Origin of the sequence: Neorhizobium petrolearium (assembly GCF_017873175.1) — a bacterium.
GTDB lineage: Bacteria > Pseudomonadota > Alphaproteobacteria > Rhizobiales > Rhizobiaceae > Neorhizobium > Neorhizobium petrolearium.
This window is the reverse complement of the sequence record NZ_JAGGJW010000007.1, coordinates 326107-343552: the sequence shown is the minus strand read 5'-3', so window position 1 is coordinate 343552 and position 17446 is coordinate 326107. Positions and strand designations below refer to the sequence as shown.

The following is a 17446-nucleotide window of genomic DNA, read 5'->3' as shown; positions in this document are numbered from 1 at the left end:
ATGTTTCTTTCAAACCAGGACGTGATCGAGCTTGCCGCATGGCGGCAGAGGCTGCATGCCATGCCGGAGGTTTCCGGCGAGGAGATCGCCACCGCTGCCGAAGTGCAGCGCTTTCTGGGCGAGACGAAACCGGATGGGATCGTTGCCGGCCTCGGCGGCACGGGCGTCGCGGTGATCTACGACAGCGGCGCGCCCGGCCCGACGGTGATGTTCCGCGCCGAGCTCGACGCCCTGCCGATCGAGGAAGTGGGCCAGCCGGACCATCGTTCGAAAATCCCCGGCAAGGGCCATATGTGCGGCCATGACGGCCATATGGCGATGCTTGCGGCACTCGGGCGGCAGTTCGGGCGGCAAAGGCCGAAGCGCGGACGCGCCATCCTGCTTTTCCAGCCGGCCGAGGAGACGGGCGCCGGCGCTGCGGCCGTCATCGCGGATGAGAAGTTCCAGGCGCTGAAACCGGATTACAGCTTTTCGCTGCACAACATGCCGGGCCTGCCGCTCGGCCACGCCTGGCTGAAGGACGGCATCGCCAATTGCGCCTCGCGCGGCCTTAAGATCACGCTTTCGGGCAGAACCGCGCATGCCTCCATGCCCGAGACCGGCATTTCGCCGGTGTCTGCCGTGGCAAAGCTGATGCCGGCGCTGACGGGCTTGAGCAAAGGCGGCATCGCCACGGAGGACCTGGTGCTGGCGACGGTCACGCATGCGTCGATCGGCGAGCCGGCCTTCGGCATCGCACCGGGCCATGCGGAGGTCTGGGTGACGCTCAGAACCATGACGGACGGCGAGATGGACGGCCTGATCGCCTCTGCCGAAACCCTGGTGCGGGAGGCCTCCGCGGAAGGCCGGCTCGGCTACGCGCTGGAATACCATGACATTTTCGTGCATTCGGAAAACGATCCGGAGGCGGCCGCCCTGTTGCGCGCCGCCATGGATACGGAAGGCGTCTCGCACGAACCGGGCGAGACGATGCGCGGCTCGGAGGATTTCGGACGCTTCGCGACCGTCTCGAAATCGGCGATGTTCTTTCTAGGCGCCGGCGAGGACATGCCGAACCTGCACAATCCGAACTACGATTTTCCGGACGACCTGATCCCCATCGGCATGCGGATCTTCACGCGCGTCGCACGGGATATTCTCGGATAAACGTTTGCTGACGACGCCCCGTCAGGCGTCGTTGCCGCCGAACAGCTTGGCGAGGAAGTTATCGCCGCCCCTGCCGGGGCGCTTTCCGTCCCACTTCGGCACGATCACCATATGGGTGATGTCGCCGCGCTGGAACGCCTTCAGGAAGCGGTCGTATTCGGCAAAGGCGACGCAGCCGTGCGAATCGCCGCGCACGCGCAGCAGGTAGCTGTGGGCGAGCAGACCGGTGCGGCCCTGCGGCGCCTTGCCGTCGACCGGCGTCAGGCGGATGGCGGCCACGCCATGGAACAGCTTCTCGCGCATGGAGAGCTTGTAGGTGCCGGGCGGCGTCGGCCCGCGCATCGTCACATGCGTGTATTTCGGATTGTCGCGCATGCTGCCGATGCCGGAATGGGCTTCGAGCTTCGTGCCGTTCGGCATGTGCACGACACCGTTGGTGATGTCGTAGATGGCGACCTTCGTGCCGATCCCCGGCCATTTTGGCGCAGGCGACGGGCGCGAAGGCTCCACGCGCATCGGATTGTCGGGCTTGGCGAAGGCGAGCGCTGTGGGTTTCTCGTCGTCGGCATCGACCTTGCCCGGCTTTTGCGGAGCAACCGCGGCGATCGCAGCCAGCGCATTGGGCCTGGCCGGCTTTTCAGCCGTGGCGGACGATGGGCGGATGACCGGCAGCGGACCGGCCTTCGGCAGCGCATAGCCCGGCGTCGGCGCCTCGATGACCGCGACGGTATCCTGTGCGTCGGTATCGTCCTCAAGCGCCGTCTGTTCCAGCGCCGCCATCTCGACCGGCTTCATGTCCTTGAGTTCGGCAACCGTCACCGCCGGCGCAGCATCCTGGATCAGATCCGGCATCACGTCGCCGCTCCGGGGTGCCACGACGACGAGGTTTTCCATGGCCTGGCCGAGGATCGTGCGAATGGCCTGCGCATTCGGGCGCTTCTCCTCAAGCGCAGCGAACTGCCGCTCTTGTTCGGCACTCCGGGCCGCCTTGGCCATGGCGACATTGAGCATTTGCCTCACGCTCGACTGATCCGGCTTGCGAGCTTCAAGCGCTGCCACTTCGGCATCGGCAAGACGCCACCCTTTCGGATCGGCAGTAGAACTGCCGGGAAGACGGGAGAATTTCGCAACGTCGATCTCACGCTCCACAGGTTCCACGGGAGCGGCCAATTCGACCGGCTTTGCCAGTGCGGTTTCGAACCTGACATCCGAGGCGGACTTGACCGCTGTCGCCACGGTGACAACCGAAGCGCCCATCAGGGCCGCGACGGTCAGACCGACACCGATCGCGACATTCGTCAGGAGAGAGCGGGATTTCTTGCGGCGTGGCGGCGCTTTGCGCGCCTGTTTGCCATTCGTGGAAGCCTGTACCGAACGCGCCATCACTCGTTACCCGAACCGTTACATACACCGGCGGATACCGCTTGCGCGAAACCGCCAACACAATCCCGGCGATTTCCGAACAGAGGGGGAATCTGCTCACTGCCGCCAGACGACTGCAGGTGAGGATGAACGATTATGGTAACCAATGTCTTTACGCCGCCCCGATTTGGTTTTCGGCGGTGCACATAAGAGCGCAAGCCGCCGGAAGTTTAGCCGAAATATGGCGTTCAGGTGTTTGTGGTATGCGAAAGAGAGACAGTCAATAGAGGAACGGTTGAACGATGGCGAGGATTTCCTGCAGGTGTTGCCTCAATGCCCCATTTCAGAAACGATTTCCTCCACCGAGCACAGGATCGCGTCTCCCATGAACGCGATGTTGTCGAGTGCACGCTCGGCCGCCTCGGCGTGCCCTGCCCCGCAGGCATCGCGGATGACGATCGGCACAAGCCCCAGGTCGCAGCCCTGACGCACGGTCGGATCGATGCCGATTTCCGTCGCCACGCCGCAGATCGCAAAGCATGTCAGCTCCAGGTCGCGTAGGATGATCGCGAGCGGCGTCCCTTCGAAGGCAGAGAAGGTGATCTTGTCGAGAATCGCCTCGTTCGCGGACGGTTCAAGTTCCGGCGCGATGGCAAAACCGGGACTGTCGCGCAGGAACCACGGATGCACCGCTTCGGGATCGTCGGTGCGCTGCCAGGTCATGGCCTGGCGCATCTGAAACCGTCCCATTAGCGGTTTCGGCATGGAGAGGTGGCGAAGGAAGATGATCGGAAAGCCCGCGCGCCGGGCCGCATTCAATACGGTCTTCACTTTGCCGGTGATAACGGCACCGTCCTTGAGCTGGTGAAGAATGCCCACTTGCATATCGTAGACAACAAGCGCCATCCGGTCCGGACGACAGAAATCCCGAAGCATCTTTCCCGTCTTTTCCGCCATCGATCCGCCTCCCGTTTCGCCGACTGTGGCTCAATACCAGAGAAAAGCGACAATCGCGATATCGCCAGCTAGCGGCCAGTGCAGATTCCGGCGAATATGAAGCCGCAGGAGAGCCGAGATGCGCTTGCGATCTTGATCCGTGCGGCCATGATTGGCATTCTGTCTCAGTTGGAATTCGGAGGAGATGGCGATGAAGGCACTGTTGCTGATCGACATCCAGAATGGCTTCTGCCCGGGCGGACATCTGCCCGTACCGCATGGTGACGAGGTGGTGCCGGTCGCGAATCGGCTGATCCAGGACGGCGGTTATAATGTGATCGTCGCCTCGCAGGACTGGCACCCGGAAAACCACGGCAGCTTTGCTTCGCAGCATCCCGGCAAAAAACCGTTCGACATGGGCGAACTCTCCGGAAAGCCGCAGGTCATGTGGCCGGATCACTGCGTGCAGGAAACGCCGGACGCCGAATTCCATCCGGATCTCAATCTCGAAGTGGTCGACTACATCCAGCAGAAGGGCGAGAACCCGGCGGTCGACAGCTATTCCGCCTTCCGCGACAATGACCAGGCGGCATTGACCGGGCTTGCCGGCTATCTCAAGGCGCAACTGGTGACCGAACTCGATATCTGCGGCCTTGCGACCGACTATTGCGTCAAATATTCGGCTCTCGATGCCGTGGACATGCTTCCCGGCGTGAAGGTCTGCTTCATCGAGGACGCCAGCCGCGGCATCGATCCGGAAGGTGTCAAGGCGGCGATTGCGGAGATGAAGGCCAAGGGCGTCGGGATCATCTCCAGCAAGGATGTGCTCGCCGATTGAACCTCGACAGTTCAGCGGAATCGATCGTTCCATCAGCGCAATTCAATTGCGCGCCAGGCTCTCGCCCTATAGGCAGCATCCGGCGCGACGCGATCATGCGCGGTCACCCCTAACCTTCCTTGGGCCAGTGTTCTCCCGCACCGTCGTCCTGATCCGAATCAGGCGCCTATGCCGGGCACTTTTCTTCAAGCCAGAGGGCCGGCAGGCCTTTAGGAAGGGGATGGAGGATGACATGTCGGAAGACGACCTAACCTCGGAAGCCTTGCCGTGCCGGATGCGCAAGGGCTTCCCTATCAACCCCGAGGCCCGGTGACAGATGAACCGTAGCGAATTTTACGAAGGCCTCAAGGGCGGCGTCATCATCGCCATCTCCTCGGCCCCTTTTGCCGTGCTGTTCGGCGCTGTCGCAGCCGATAACGGCCTGTCCGTCATGGAAGCCGGGCTGATGAGCGCGACCGTCTATGCCGGCGCCAGCCAGCTCGTCGGCATCGAACTGTTCGGCCAGCATGTCGCGCCGTGGCTGGTGGTGCTTTCCGTCTTCGCCGTCAATTTCCGGCATATCCTCTATTCCGCGGCGCTCGCGCGGTTTGTCGGCCATTTCAACCCGATCCAGAAATTCTTCACATTCTTTCTGTTGACCGACCCGCAATTCGCCGAAAGCGTAAGGCGCGGCGAGTCCGGCATCGGCATCAGCTTCCCGTGGTATCTGGGCTTCGGTGCCGCGATCTATTTCCCCTGGCTGCTCTTCAGCATGGTCGGCGCATTCTTCGGCCGGATGATGGGCGATCCGAGGACGCTCGCGATCGACGTCCTTCTGCCGATCTATTTCCTCGGTCTCGTGATCGGCTTCCGCCGCAGGCCGGGTTTCTATCCGGTTGTGGTAGCGAGCGCGCTCGGCTCCATGCTCGGATACCATTTCGTCGGCTCGCCCTGGCATGTGAGCATCGGGGCCGCCGTCGGCGTTGTCGTGGCGGCACTTCTGCCGCTGCCGAAGGAACGCATGCCGATGACCGCCGCCAGCGAGACGGAGACCTGACATGGCCGACCAGATTTCCATGGACATGATTCTGCTGATTCTCGCCGCTGCGGTCGCGACCTTCCTCACCCGTATCGGCGGTTACGTGCTGATCACCCGGATGAAGACCATCCCGCCGCGGATGGAGCAGGCTCTGAATGCCGTGCCGGCGGCCGTCCTGACCACACTGGTCGCGCCTGCTTTCTTCAATGGCGGCTGGGACTTCAAGATCGCCATGCTCGTCGCGCTTGCCGCAGGGATCAGATATCCGGGCCTAATGATGCTTGGCGCCGGCTGGGCGGCGGCGATGGTCTGCCGCCACCTTCTCGGGTTCTAGGGGTCAGGCAACCGGTTCGGTTGCCTTCACGAGCCAATCACGGACGGCCTCGCTGCTGATCAACGGCGTCAACTTTTTGCGCACTTGCGCGTGATAGCTGTTGAGCCAGGTAAGCTCCTCCTCCGTCAATAGTGCCGGGAGCACCAGCCGCCGGTCGATCGGGCACCAGGTCAGCGTCTCGAAGGAAAGCATCGGCTGGTCGCCGCCTTCGATCTCCTCCGCGGCCTTCACATAGATGAGGTTCTCGATGCGGATGCCGAATGAGCCGGGCCGATAATAGCCGGGCTCGTTGGAAAGGATCATGCCGGGCAAGAGCTCCTGCGTCGCGAGCCGCGAAATGCGTTGCGGCCCCTCGTGCACCGACAGATAGGAGCCAACGCCATGGCCCGTGCCGTGCGCATAATCGCCGCCGGCCTTCCAGAGCGCGATCCGGGCAAGCGGATCGAGGTCGCAGCCGCGCGTGCCCTTCGGGAAGCGCGCCGTGCTGATGGCGATCATGCCCTTCAGCACCAGGGTGAAAAAGCGCTTGCGGTCCTCGGGCACGGCACCGACCGCGACGGTGCGGGTGATATCGGTCGTGCCGTTGATGTATTGCGCGCCGGAATCGATCAGGAAGAGATCGCCGGCTTCCAGCTTGCGGTCTGTTTCCGTCGTCACGCGGTAATGAATGACCGCACCGTGCTCCCCCGCCCCCGAGATCGTGTCGAAGGAGATATCCTTGAGCGGATTCTGCATGCTTTCGCCGACACGGGCGCGGGCCGCCTCCAATGCCTTGACCGCATCGATTTCGGTGATCGTGCCCGCCGCCTGATCGTCCAGCCAGCAGAGGAATTCCACCATGGCAGCGCCGTCCTGCAGATGCGCTTTCGCCGAACCGTCCAGCTCGGCCTCGTTCTTGCAGGCGCGAGGCAGCTTCGCCGGGTCGGCGGCTTCCACGATATCTCCGCCCGAAGCGGTAATCACCTTGGTAAGCGCGAGGGGCGTCAGCTCCGGATCGATCAGGATTTTCCCGTCGCCCTTGGCAAAGGCGGAGAGCCGGTTCGGCAGTTCCGACGGCGGACGCTGTATGGCGAGCTGGGCCAGATAGGCTTCCGACTCTATCCCCGTCTTGCGTTTGTCGAGAAATATCTCAGCCTTACCTTCCGCCGGAATGATTGCCCGGCTCAGTGGATGCGGCGTGTGCGGCACGTCATCGCCACGAATGTTGAAGATCCAGGCGACGGAGGACGGATCGGTGACGAGGAGCGCGGCCGCGCCCTTCTCCCTTATCTGGCTCACGATCTCCGCGATCTTCTCGCTGGCAAGCTTGCCGGCATGCTCCTGTCTCTGGATGGTGACTGCGCCGAGCGGCTCGGCCGGCCGGTCGCTCCAGAGCGCATCGAGCGGGTTCTTATCGAGAAGCACCAGTGAACCGCCGATCTCGGAAAGCGCCTTTTCGAGCCTGCGCACCTCCGCACCCGCATGCAGCCATGGATCAATGCCGAGGCGGAATCCTTTGGGCGCATGGTGCGGCAACCAGATGTGCGGTGGTTCGTTGACGAGATCGCCGCTGGTAAACACCGTGCCGTCCACCTGCTCGGTAAGCTGGGTCACGTAACGTCCGTCGACAAAAACGACTGCCTCACGCTGCGTGATGAGCGCCACCCCCGCCGAACCGGTAAAGCCGGTCAGCCAGGCAAGCCGTTCGGCCGATGCCGGCACATATTCGCCCTGGTATTCATCGACGCGCGGAACGAGGAAACCATCGATCCCGAGCTCGGCAAATCTTGCCCTGAGCGCGTTGACGCGTTCGCGGCCGAACTGCGGGGCGGACTTCACTTCGAAAGACTGAAACATGGATATCGGGTTCCGGCTGTTTGATTCCGCTGGAGATGACGACGATGTTAGCCGATCTTCGAGAGAGAACGCCAGCCAAAGCCGTCAATGACCAGTGATTGTGCATTTGCTAACAAGCATTGACCTCGATCAGGGCATCCTATGCAATGAATGCATAACACCATTGAGGGAAGTCCCCTCCCTCGACCTGAGAGAACGGCCTATATTGCAACCATCGATGGGCGCCGAACAAGGCCCGTCAGTCGAAGGGACACCTCCATGGCCACCTCTTTCTTCCGCAATGCCTTCAACCGCATCGTTGAGGCACGTGAGCGTCAGGCCGCCCGGTATGTCAACGGCGCGCTGCTCAATCTCGACGACGAAACGTTGAAAGGCCTCGGCACCAGCCGGCAGGAACTGCGCCGCAAGGGCGCGATAGGCTCGGCATTCTGAGCAAGGAGCCAGGGCGGCGATTCTCCTCCCTCACCCGCCCCGGCTTTCAGAATGCGAGACCCGCTTGAGCATCTCCTCCTCCCGGCTCGCGGGTAAGATCAGTCTCCGGACCGATCGCAAGGCGGCACCCCAAGTGCCGCCTTTTTGCTGCCCAGCATCCGGAGCCTTGCATCCAGTTCACTGCTGCACTGCAAAAAATCCATCAACCGTGGCGCAGATGGATCGTGACCCAGCCGTTGCGCCAGATCGTGTGCACATGGCGAAGCTTCACGCCGTTATAGGCAGACAGCACCTTCCAGCGCTGCCCGGCCAGAATGCCCGAGAGGATAACCGAGCCGCCAGGCGCCAGATGCGCGGCGAGCTGCGGTGCCATCTTCATCAGCGGCCGCGCCAGAATATTGGCGATGATGAGATCAAACGGCCCTTCTTTCCTGAAAGCCGGTGAGTGGAACCCCGGCGCCGTCTCAAGCCGGATACCCGAGGCAATACCGTTGCGGCGGACATTTTCCTTGGCGACACGCACGGCGACCGGATCGATGTCAGTGGCGAGCACCTTGATGTGGCGGAGCTTTCGCACCGCAATTGCCAACACTCCGCTTCCCGTCCCGAGATCGAGCGCATTGCGGACGGTTCGGGCTCGCATCACCTTTTCGATCATTTCCAGGCAGCCGGCCGTCGTGCCGTGATGGCCTGTCCCGAAGGCCTGGCCGGCATCGATCTCGATCGCGATATCATTGAGCTTCACCTTGTCGCGATCGTGCGATCCATGGACGAGGAAACGCCCTGCCCTCACCGGCTTCAGACCCTCGAGCGATTTGGCGATCCAGTCGACATCCGGGATCACCTCCCTCTCGATCATCGCATTCGGGAAGGCATGGCGGATGCCTTCGGCAATGCGCTCACGCACCGCCTCTTCCTCATCCTTCATCAGATAGACCGAGGCTTCCCAGATATCCCGTCTCTCGTCCACTTCCGTGGTGGCGATGGCGAAATCCTCCTCGCCGAAGACTTCCGACAAAAGATCGAGGATCTCGGCGGCACCCTTTTCGGTGGACGTGACGTAAAGGCGGATTTCACTCAAGGAAATTATCTCTCAGCTATTCATGACAGCCGAGAGGATTGCCACAGAAGCATGGGACCGTTCAACTGCAAGGCTTCAGCCCTTGATCAGATTCTCGAGCTTCTTGATCGCCGTGTCCGGATTTTCCCCATAGGCGATCGTGCCGGCGAAGCGCCCGCCATTGCCGAGCAGGAAGACCGAGGCCGTATGGTCCATGGTGTAGTCGCCGTTCGGATCCTTCTCGTCGACCGGCACTTTCTTGGCATAGACCTTGAAGCCCTTGATCATCTCGTTGACCTGCTGCGGCGGGCCGGAGATGCCCTTCACCCGGTCGGTGACATTGGAAATGTATTGGCCGAGCAGTTCGGGCGTATCGCGTTCCGGATCGACGCTGACGAAGAAACCGTTGAGCCTGGTGCCGTCCGGATCGACCTGATGCAGCCAGCCGTTCAGTTCGAAAAGCGTCGTCGGGCAGACTTCGGGACAATGGGTGAAGCCGAAGAAGAGCGCGGTCGGCTTGTCCTGGAAGGCCTTTTCGGTGATCGGCCGGCCGTCCTGGGCGACGAGCTGGAAGGGCACGCCGAACGGGCCTTCCGCCAGTTCCTGCTTAGAACGCGTCACCTCGAAAGTGAGCCATGCCAGAATGCCCGCAAGCGCCACGACGGCAATCCAGAGGACGGTGCGAAATGTCTTCATCGGCACTCTCTTCTTAAAGGTCCGAACCGAGTTCGTTCGTTTGCCGGATCGATAGCCCCGGGCCGGCCCGAGCGCAATTCAAGAAGATGTTTTCGGACACAATCGCGCTGATTTGTCCCAGACGCCATGGAAGGCATCAGAAACACCAGGAAAGGCCGGTCTCCCCGAGAGAGAGAATGATGGAAGAGCCGAACTGAAGCCAGCCGTAGAATGCCGCTGCGGCGATGCCGAGCAACAGCAGGCCTGCTGCCGCGACGGCCGGAAAACGATGACTGCTGGTGACGGCATCTCGGTTCATGTCTCATGGTACATCGCCCGCGCGGTTAACGGAAGCCCGGCCCGATCCGGATAGGGTTAGCATAACGTTAACGTCTCTCTGAGACTTTATGAGCGCGAAGGTGGTTCACCCGAGTCGACGCGACGAATGAGAGTACCGATGCTGCATGGACGCACCGGCTCATCGCATTCGCCCGACAGCGAGGTTCCGAACCACACCGACATGACGTCATCGAGACCAGCGCATCTCTCGCTCCGCATCGTTTCGAAGCCTGCCGGACAATCCGGCTTTGGGAGGACGTCCATCTACATGACCGAAACGGCGACCCGTAAGACATTTTCGGTGAACCAGCGCCTCTGGACGCTGGCTGGAGCAGCCTTTGTCGGCATAGGCACCATGCTGATTGTCGGATGGTATGAAGGCAGGCAGGTCGACCAGGCGCTTGCCCGGTCAACCGAGGTCCGGCACCTGGTGGACGTCGCAAACGAACTGCGAATCGCCAACCTGCGCCTTGTCCTCGCCGCCATGGATACGATCATCGACGCGGACGAACGGCAGATTCAACCCGACCGGCTGCAGGCCATCAATGATGGGATCAAGCAACTGTCAGAAGGAGGAGCGGACCTGAAGGCGCTCGCCGGCGCGGTGGGCAATCCCGCAATGGTTTCGACCTACGATGCCGACCTGAAGGAGGTCGCCAGGGCGATCCAGGTCGACCTCAAGACCCTTGTTGAAAGTGGTGCGCCCGAAGAGGAATACGCCAGGCTCGATGATACGATCGACGGCGCCGGCGAACGCCTCACCAATATTCTGGCCGAGCTCGCCAATGGCGGCGACGCACTTGTCAGTGCGCGAGTCCAGGAAGCAAATGCGCTCTCGGCAACCTCGCTTTACGTGCAGATCGGCTGCGGGCTGCTTGCGCTCTTCACGATGGCAATACTCCAGACCGTCCATGGCGGCGCAATCCGGCGCGGCATCGACGGCGTTCGCGCCAGCATGCAGCGGATCATCGGCGGCGACTATACGACGACCGTGCCCGGCACCGACCGTGGCGACGAAATCGGCGAAATGGCCCGCGCGACGGACATCTTCCGCCTGGCGGCCGTCGAACGCCAAACGCTGGAGGCCAGTCTCGAGGACGAACGGCACCAGAACGAGCTTCGCCGCCAATCCCGCGACGAGGAACAGAAAGCCGACGCCCGGGCGCTTCACTTCGCCGTCGATTCCTTGGGCGAAGCACTGAACCGTCTCTCCGAAGGCGATCTTTCCGCAACGCTGAGCCGCCCGTTCCGCGATGACCTCGAACGCCTCCGGCAGGATTTCAATCGGGTCGTCGAGCGGCTACGTCACGTCATGACTGAAGTCACGACCAGCGCGAGCTCCATCGGCGCGAATGCCAACCAGATGCGCTCGGCCGCCGACGACCTTGCCCGTCGCACCGAAAAGCAGGCGGCGTCTCTGGAAGAGACGTCATCGGCGCTTGAACAGATCACCGCGACCGTCCGCAGCACCACCCATCGCGCCGAGGAAGCAAGCGAGATGGTGGGCCACACCAAGGATTATACCGAACAATCCACCACGGTCGTTCGGCATGCAACGGCTGCCATGGAGCGGATAGAGGATGCGACGGCCGAGATAGGCAAGATCATCAACGTCGTCGATGAGATCGCCTTCCAGACCAACCTTCTGGCGCTGAATGCAGGCGTCGAGGCCGCCCGCGCGGGCGAGGCCGGCAAGGGCTTTGCGGTCGTCGCCCAGGAGGTACGCGAACTCGCCGGACGTGCGGCAGGTGCTGCCAAGGACATTAAAGCACTGGTGACCCGCTCCAATCAGGAGGTCAAGACGGGCGTGGATCTGGTGAAGGCCACAGGCGAAGCCCTGACGCGCATTGGCGATGATGTGCTGAAAATCAATGATCACGTTCACGCGATCTTCACTTCTGCGCGCGAACAATCCACCGGACTGACAGAGATCAACAGCGCAATCGGCCAGATGGACCAAGCAACCCAGCAGAATGCCGCCATGGTGGAGCAGAGCACCGCCGCGAGCCATTCTTTGGCCAGTGATGCGGAAACCCTCAGCCGGCTGATCAGCCAGTTCCAGATCCGTGGTGGCAATGGCCCGCACGCCGTCGATGTCGCGAGCGCCTCCACGCCAGCAAAACCCTCCCCCGCACTGAACTTGATGAACAAGCTCGCGGGAGCATTCAGCAATAGCCCGGCCTCCGCCAGGAAGGCTTCGGGCTCCTCAGACAAATGGGAAGAGTTCTGACATGACCAATGCCATCAAGCAGTCCGGCGCGTATCTCGAGATCGTCTCCTTCCATCTCGGAGACCAGGAATTCTGCATCGACATCATGGCGATCCGCGAAATCCGCGGCTGGGCACCGGTGACCCCGATGCCACACACGCCACCCTACGTTCTCGGCCTCATCAACCTGCGCGGCGCGGTGATTCCGGTCATCGACATGGCCTGCCGCCTCGGCATGAAGATGACCGAACCCTCCGAACGCTCCGCGATCATCGTGACGGACATCCGCGGCAAGCTGGTCGGCCTGCTGGTCGAACAGGTTTCCGACATGATGACCATCCGCGGCGAGGATCTGCAGCCGGCGCCGGAGATCATTCCGGAAGCCCAGCGCGCCTTCTGCCGCGGCATCGTGGCGCTGGAGAAGACCATGGTCTGCTTCCTGAATCTCGACACCGTCATCGCCGATGAACTGGAACGCGAAGCAGCCTGATTTTGCAGTGCGAACAGAGGCTTGGAGACTTCCGCCGCAAGCACCCGCGGCGGAAGATTAACATATTGTAATCATTAATTTATTCATTACGCAAATTTAAGAATGATATCCGGAACCGCTTTTGTGCATTGCGAGTTCTTCCGTCGCAAAACGCCCAACCGAACCGCTTCAAAACTCTTCGGCTGGTTTACGAAGACAGGAGAATGACCATGAACAAGGCTTTTGCACTCGCAGTCCTGATGTCCGTCGCCACGATGGGAAGCGCCTATGCCCGTGAGATGGGTTCGATGGCAGTCCCGGCCGGCAACAATGATGTCCAGATCATCTATACCGATCCGGGCGCAGACGACAGCGCCCGCTTCCTCAGCATTCCCGATACCTTTGCCCATCCCGACCAGTCGACGGTCAAGGCAGCCCAGAACGAGGTGAGAACCGATTCCAGGCTCCGCCAAACGCTCGTCAGCCAGAATGTCGAATTGAACAACGTGGTCGGCATCGAAAAGGCGGCGGATGGCAGCAGGATCGTCTACGTCCGCTGATCCATGATCCCGGGAACCGGGCGCGACCGCCCGGTTTCCCGCATGCGGCAGGCCGGATCAGGGCTGCGGCTTGCCGTTCTTCCAGACGGCGTTCTGGTTGTAGAGCGGAACCGTCGAAATCGCCATCTTCGCTGATCCCTCGACGATCTGCCGCGAATGCGCGAGATAGATCAGGGTGTCGTTCGCCTTGTCGTAGATGCGCTTGACGAGAAGATCCTTCCAGATCAGCGAGCGGCCTTCGCGGAAGACTTCCTCACCGCCTCGCGACAGGTCGATATCGCCGATCTCGATCGGTCCGGTCTGCCGGCAGGCGATCGAGCTGTTCGATGGGTCCTCGAACCAGTTTCCCTGCTTCAGGCGGTCGATGATCGAGCGGTCGAAATAGGTGACATGGCAGGTCACCCCCTTGATTTCCGGATCCGCAATCGCCTCCACGACGATATCGTTGCCGATCCAGTCAACCCCGACCTTGCCGACCACTTCGGCGGAAGCTGGAATAGAGAGGAGGCCGAGCGACAGGGCGGCGGCGGATGCGAGGCGGTTTAGGCGTTTCATGGATAGGAACTCCGGTAAACAATCCGTGATCTGAGATAAGACGTGCCAGCGCGGTTACAAGCAGGCACGTCCGAATGTCTCACTTCAGACGACAGGTACAGGGATCATAGCCACCGGAGAAGAGCCGACCGACCTTCATGCCGATCGCAGCGGGAATATCGCGGACATGCGAAACCTGCAGGGAGCCGGCAATGGCAATCGTCGCTTCGGCACAGACCGCGGCATCCTCCGCCGCGTTGTGATGCGTAAACCGTAGCCCAAGATGGTCGGCGAGAACATTCAGCTTGTGGGAGCCGAGATGAGGCCAGACCTTCTGGGCCATCTTGACGCTGCAGAGATAGGAAAGGTCGGGATAGGCTTGCCGGTAGGCGTCGAGGCAGGCCCGCCAGACGCTGAAATCGAAGGCGGCGTTGTGGGCGATCATCGTCGCCCCGTGGAAATCGTCGGCAAATTCGTCCATGACCTCGGGAAACTCACCCGCGTCTTCGACATGTTCCGGCCGGATGCCGTGAATGGCGATATTGAAGGACGAGAAGCGCATATCCTTGGGACGAATGAGCCGTTCCTCCACCCGCACGACCTCGCCGTCCTCGATCCATGCCAAACCTACCGAACAGGCGCTGCCGCGCTGTTCATTGGCGGTTTCGAAATCGATGGCTATGGTCTTCAAAGGCTGGTCCCGAATGGATGTCGACCGACTTCTACAGCCCGCGACCCGATTCGGCAAAGACGGGCGGTATGAACTCTTGACGCTTCGCACGCTCTCTGGCTTCATGCCGGTCATGACCAAGTTCGCCGCCCATATGCATCTTACCGTGACCATCCATCCCGCAGGGTGCGTGGCGGTTTTGGCGCGTTAGCCGGTCATCCGTCCACCAACCCTGCCAAAGCAAGGCAGGGTCGGTTCTCCCGCTCTGCTTCGGCGAAACGAAGGAGAGTATGATGAGTGAATTCGATACCCCGCCCCCGCTCGATCCGGATGCCCGATGGCCCACAGGCCTGTCGATCCGCGCACGCACGCCGGACGACGCTCCGGCGATCGCCACCCTGATCAACCTGCCCGGCTACCGCTACGGCACGTTGCGCATACCCCACCACACGCCAGACGAGGTTCGCAAGAACATCGAGAATCAGTCCAGCAATTCCTTTGAACTCATCGCCGAGCTCGAAGGTCGCATCGTCGGCATTTGCGGGCTCAGCCGCTTTCCCAACCCGCGCCGGACGCATGTCGGCAGTATCGGCATGGGCGTCCACGACGCCTATCACGGCCGCGGCATCGCTAGGGCGCTGCTCGGCGAAATCCTCGCCATCGCTGACCGCTGGCTGAACCTGAAACGGGTCGAGTTGACCGTCTATACCGACAACGACCGCGCCATCCGCCTCTACGAACGGAACGGCTTCGTCAAGGAAGGCCACCTCCGCTGCTTCGGTTTTCGCGATGGCGAATATGTGGATGCCTATACGATGGCCAGAATTCGGACGTGAGCGTCACCCGCCGATGAAGGCCAGCCATTCGTCCTCGTCCATCACCTGGACGCCGAACTCTCTCGCCTTGTCGAGCTTGGAGCCGGCGCCCGGGCCTGCCACGACGAAGTCGGTTTTCTTCGAGACCGAGCCCGCCACCTTGGCGCCGAGGCTTTCTGCCCTCGCCTTCGCCTCGTCGCGAGTGAATTTTTCGAGCGAACCGGTGAAGACGACCGTCTTGCCGGCGACCGGGCTGCCGCTTGCGGCAATCTGCTCGGCTTCCTGCGGCGTCACCTCTTCGAGAAGCCGCGTGATGACCTCGACATTGCGCGGCTCCTTGAAGAATTCCACGATGGCGCGCGCCACGACCTCGCCGATACCCTCGATATTGTTGAGGTCGTCCCAGGCGTCACCGGAAAGATCGGCGGCCTCCTTCATGGCCTTCTCAAAGGCTTCGTAAGTGCCGTAGGCGCGGGCGAGCAGCTTGGCGTTCGTCTCGCCGATATGACGGATGCCGAGAGCATAGATGAAACGATGAAGCGCGATCTCGCGTCGGCTGTCGATCGCATCAAAGAGCTTCTTGACGCTGACCTTGCCGAAACCCTCGATATTCTCGAGCTTCGTAAGCGGTGAAGCTTCCTGCCGTTTCTTCAGCGTGAAGATATCGGGCGCAGTACGGACCTGCAGTGCCGGATCCTCGCTTTCGAAGAAGAAATCGATCTGCTTGGAACCAAGCCCCTCGATATCGAAGGCATTGCGTGACACGAAATGCTTGAGATGCTCAACGGCCTGGGCGCGGCAGACAAAGCCGCCGGTGCAGCGTGTCACCGAATCAAGCTTGCCCGTCTTCTCGTTCTTCTCGCGCACCGCATGGCTGCCGCAGACCGGACATTTCTTCGGAAACTCGTAAGGCACGGCGTCCGGAGGACGTTTTTCCATGACGACGTCGAGCACCTGCGGGATGACGTCGCCAGCCCGCTGCACGATGACCGTGTCTCCGATACGGATATCGTGCTCCTCCTCGCGGATGCGCTCACCGGAATTGCCGATGCCCTTGATGTAATCCTCGTTGTGCAGCGTCGCGTTGGTGACCACCACGCCGCCGACGGTCACGGGCGTGAGACGCGCGACGGGTGTCAGCGCGCCTGTCCGCCCGACCTGGATATCGATCCTCTCCACATGGGTGAAAGCCTGTTCGGCCGGGAACTTGTGCGCCGTCGCCCAGCGCGGCGAGCGCGAGCGGAAGCCGAGCCTTCCCTGCAGGTCGAGCCGGTCAACCTTGTAGACCACCCCATCGATCTCGTAATCGAGGTCCGGACGCTTCAGCCCGATCTGCTTGTAATGGTCGATAATGTCATCGACCGAGTTTAGCCGCTTCATCAGCGGGTTGACCGGAAACCCCCATTCCTTGAATTTCTCCACCATGCCCATCTGGGTGTCGGCCGGCATTTCCGACATCTCGCCCCAGGCGTAGGCGAAGAATTTCAGGTTTCGGCTGGCCGTCACTCTGGCGTCGAGCTGGCGAAGCGATCCGGCGGCGGTGTTGCGCGGGTTGACATAGGTTTGCTTGCCTTCCGCTTCCATCTGCGCGTTGAGCGCCAGAAAGTCGCTCTTGCGCATATAAACCTCACCGCGCACCTCGATGACGTCCGGCACGCCGGCCGGCAGGCCGTTGGGGATTTCCTTGATGGTCTTGATGTTCTCGGTAACGTTTTCACCGGTCGTGCCGTCTCCGCGCGTCGCCGCATTGACGAGCTGCCCGTGCTCGTAACGGATCGACATGGAGAGCCCGTCGATCTTGGGCTCCGCCGTAAACGCGATGGAACCATCCGGAAGCTGTCCGAGGAAACGATAAACGGAGTTGACGAAGTCGCGCACGTCGTCGTCGGAAAACGTATTGTCGAGCGACAGCATCGGCCGCGCATGGGTAATCGGCGCGAATGTCGGCAGAGGTGCGGCGCCGACGCGGATCGACGGGCTGTCGGCCCGGATCAGCTTCGGAAACCGCTTCTCGATCGCATCGTTGCGCCGCTTCAGCGCGTCATAATCGGCATCGGAAATCTCAGGCGCATCGTGGCCGTGATAGAGCTCGTCATGACGGGCGATCTCGGCCGCAAGATAAGCAAGCTCGGCTGCGGCCTGTTCTTCGGTCAAGTCTTCGACGGGCGTTTTTTCGACGGACATGTGGATGCACTCCTCGCTATCGCGGAGTC

At 61.6% G+C, this 17446-nt stretch carries 18 protein-coding genes; 9 read left to right on the top strand and 9 right to left on the bottom strand.

Annotated elements, in window-relative coordinates; genetic code table 11:
* The gene (locus J2046_RS16020) at positions 1–1146 is read left to right on the top strand and encodes an amidohydrolase (protein WP_210053388.1); all 1146 of its coding nucleotides are present in this window, start codon (positions 1–3) and stop codon (positions 1144–1146) included.
* 21 nt (positions 1147–1167) lie between these two features.
* Here J2046_RS16020 and J2046_RS16015 read toward each other — a convergent pair whose 3' ends face one another.
* The gene (locus J2046_RS16015) at positions 1168–2529 is read right to left on the bottom strand and encodes a DUF2778 domain-containing protein (RefSeq protein WP_233469788.1); all 1362 of its coding nucleotides are present in this window, start codon (positions 2527–2529) and stop codon (positions 1168–1170) included.
* A 309-nt stretch (positions 2530–2838) separates the two neighbouring features.
* Positions 2839–3465 (bottom strand): cysteine hydrolase family protein, encoded by a 627-nt coding sequence (locus tag J2046_RS16010; protein WP_210053386.1) that lies wholly within the window; start codon positions 3463–3465, stop codon positions 2839–2841.
* A 190-nt stretch (positions 3466–3655) separates the two neighbouring features.
* Here J2046_RS16010 and pncA point away from each other — a divergent pair, with 190 nt between their 5' ends.
* The 3 genes from pncA to J2046_RS15995 all read left to right on the top strand — a co-directional run bounded on the left by pncA (position 3656) and on the right by J2046_RS15995 (position 5634).
* On the top strand, positions 3656–4282 hold the full coding sequence (gene pncA / locus J2046_RS16005) for a bifunctional nicotinamidase/pyrazinamidase (RefSeq protein WP_210053384.1): 627 nt from the start codon (positions 3656–3658) through the stop codon (positions 4280–4282).
* A gap of 316 nt (positions 4283–4598) precedes the next feature.
* Positions 4599–5318 (top strand): AzlC family ABC transporter permease, encoded by a 720-nt coding sequence (locus J2046_RS16000; protein ID WP_210053382.1) that lies wholly within the window; start codon positions 4599–4601, stop codon positions 5316–5318.
* A gap of 1 nt (position 5319) precedes the next feature.
* A complete protein-coding gene (locus tag J2046_RS15995) occupies positions 5320–5634 on the top strand; it encodes an AzlD family protein (protein WP_210053379.1) in 315 nt (104 codons plus the stop codon).
* Between the two features lie 3 nt (positions 5635–5637).
* Here the strand turns inward: J2046_RS15995 and J2046_RS15990 are convergent, their stop codons facing one another.
* Positions 5638–7470: an aminopeptidase P family protein gene (locus J2046_RS15990; protein ID WP_210053377.1), complete on the bottom strand. Its 1833-nt coding sequence runs from the start codon at positions 7468–7470 to the stop codon at positions 5638–5640.
* 258 nt (positions 7471–7728) lie between these two features.
* On the opposite strand from J2046_RS15990, the gene J2046_RS15985 reads away from it, so the two are divergent.
* Complete coding sequence (locus J2046_RS15985) at positions 7729–7902, top strand: hypothetical protein (RefSeq protein WP_037147458.1); 174 nt, start codon at positions 7729–7731, stop codon at positions 7900–7902.
* 202 nt (positions 7903–8104) lie between these two features.
* Here the strand turns inward: J2046_RS15985 and J2046_RS15980 are convergent, their stop codons facing one another.
* The 3 genes from J2046_RS15980 to J2046_RS15970 all read right to left on the bottom strand — a co-directional run bounded on the left by J2046_RS15980 (position 8105) and on the right by J2046_RS15970 (position 9956).
* Positions 8105–8983: a 50S ribosomal protein L11 methyltransferase gene (locus J2046_RS15980; RefSeq protein ID WP_210053375.1), complete on the bottom strand. Its 879-nt coding sequence runs from the start codon at positions 8981–8983 to the stop codon at positions 8105–8107.
* A 75-nt stretch (positions 8984–9058) separates the two neighbouring features.
* A complete protein-coding gene (locus J2046_RS15975; protein ID WP_210053374.1) occupies positions 9059–9658 on the bottom strand; it encodes an SCO family protein in 600 nt (199 codons plus the stop codon).
* Positions 9659–9794: 136 nt separating this feature from the next.
* Positions 9795–9956 (bottom strand): hypothetical protein, encoded by a 162-nt coding sequence (locus J2046_RS15970; RefSeq protein ID WP_210053372.1) that lies wholly within the window; start codon positions 9954–9956, stop codon positions 9795–9797.
* A 288-nt stretch (positions 9957–10244) separates the two neighbouring features.
* On the opposite strand from J2046_RS15970, the gene J2046_RS15965 reads away from it, so the two are divergent.
* The 3 genes from J2046_RS15965 (at position 10245) to J2046_RS15955 (ending at position 13214) form a co-directional block, all read left to right on the top strand.
* Entirely contained in the window at positions 10245–12206 is a 1962-nt protein-coding gene (locus tag J2046_RS15965; protein ID WP_210053439.1) for a methyl-accepting chemotaxis protein, read from the top strand.
* Between the two features lies 1 nt (position 12207).
* On the top strand, positions 12208–12675 hold the full coding sequence (locus J2046_RS15960; protein ID WP_037147467.1) for a chemotaxis protein CheW: 468 nt from the start codon (positions 12208–12210) through the stop codon (positions 12673–12675).
* A 209-nt stretch (positions 12676–12884) separates the two neighbouring features.
* Positions 12885–13214, top strand: coding sequence for a hypothetical protein (locus tag J2046_RS15955; RefSeq protein WP_210053370.1), 330 nt, complete (start codon positions 12885–12887; stop codon positions 13212–13214).
* A gap of 57 nt (positions 13215–13271) precedes the next feature.
* On the opposite strand, the gene J2046_RS15950 is transcribed toward J2046_RS15955, so the two are convergent.
* Together J2046_RS15950 and J2046_RS15945 are read right to left on the bottom strand one after the other, a co-directional pair.
* Entirely contained in the window at positions 13272–13769 is a 498-nt protein-coding gene (locus tag J2046_RS15950) for a CreA family protein (protein WP_210053368.1), read from the bottom strand.
* A gap of 79 nt (positions 13770–13848) precedes the next feature.
* Positions 13849–14439 (bottom strand): 3'-5' exonuclease, encoded by a 591-nt coding sequence (locus tag J2046_RS15945; RefSeq protein ID WP_210053366.1) that lies wholly within the window; start codon positions 14437–14439, stop codon positions 13849–13851.
* A 272-nt stretch (positions 14440–14711) separates the two neighbouring features.
* Here J2046_RS15945 and J2046_RS15940 point away from each other — a divergent pair, with 272 nt between their 5' ends.
* On the top strand, positions 14712–15254 hold the full coding sequence (locus J2046_RS15940) for a GNAT family N-acetyltransferase (protein WP_210053364.1): 543 nt from the start codon (positions 14712–14714) through the stop codon (positions 15252–15254).
* A 3-nt stretch (positions 15255–15257) separates the two neighbouring features.
* On the opposite strand, the gene ligA is transcribed toward J2046_RS15940, so the two are convergent.
* A complete protein-coding gene (ligA, locus tag J2046_RS15935; RefSeq protein WP_210053362.1) occupies positions 15258–17417 on the bottom strand; it encodes an NAD-dependent DNA ligase LigA in 2160 nt (719 codons plus the stop codon).
* Between the last annotated feature and the right edge of the window lie 29 nt (positions 17418–17446).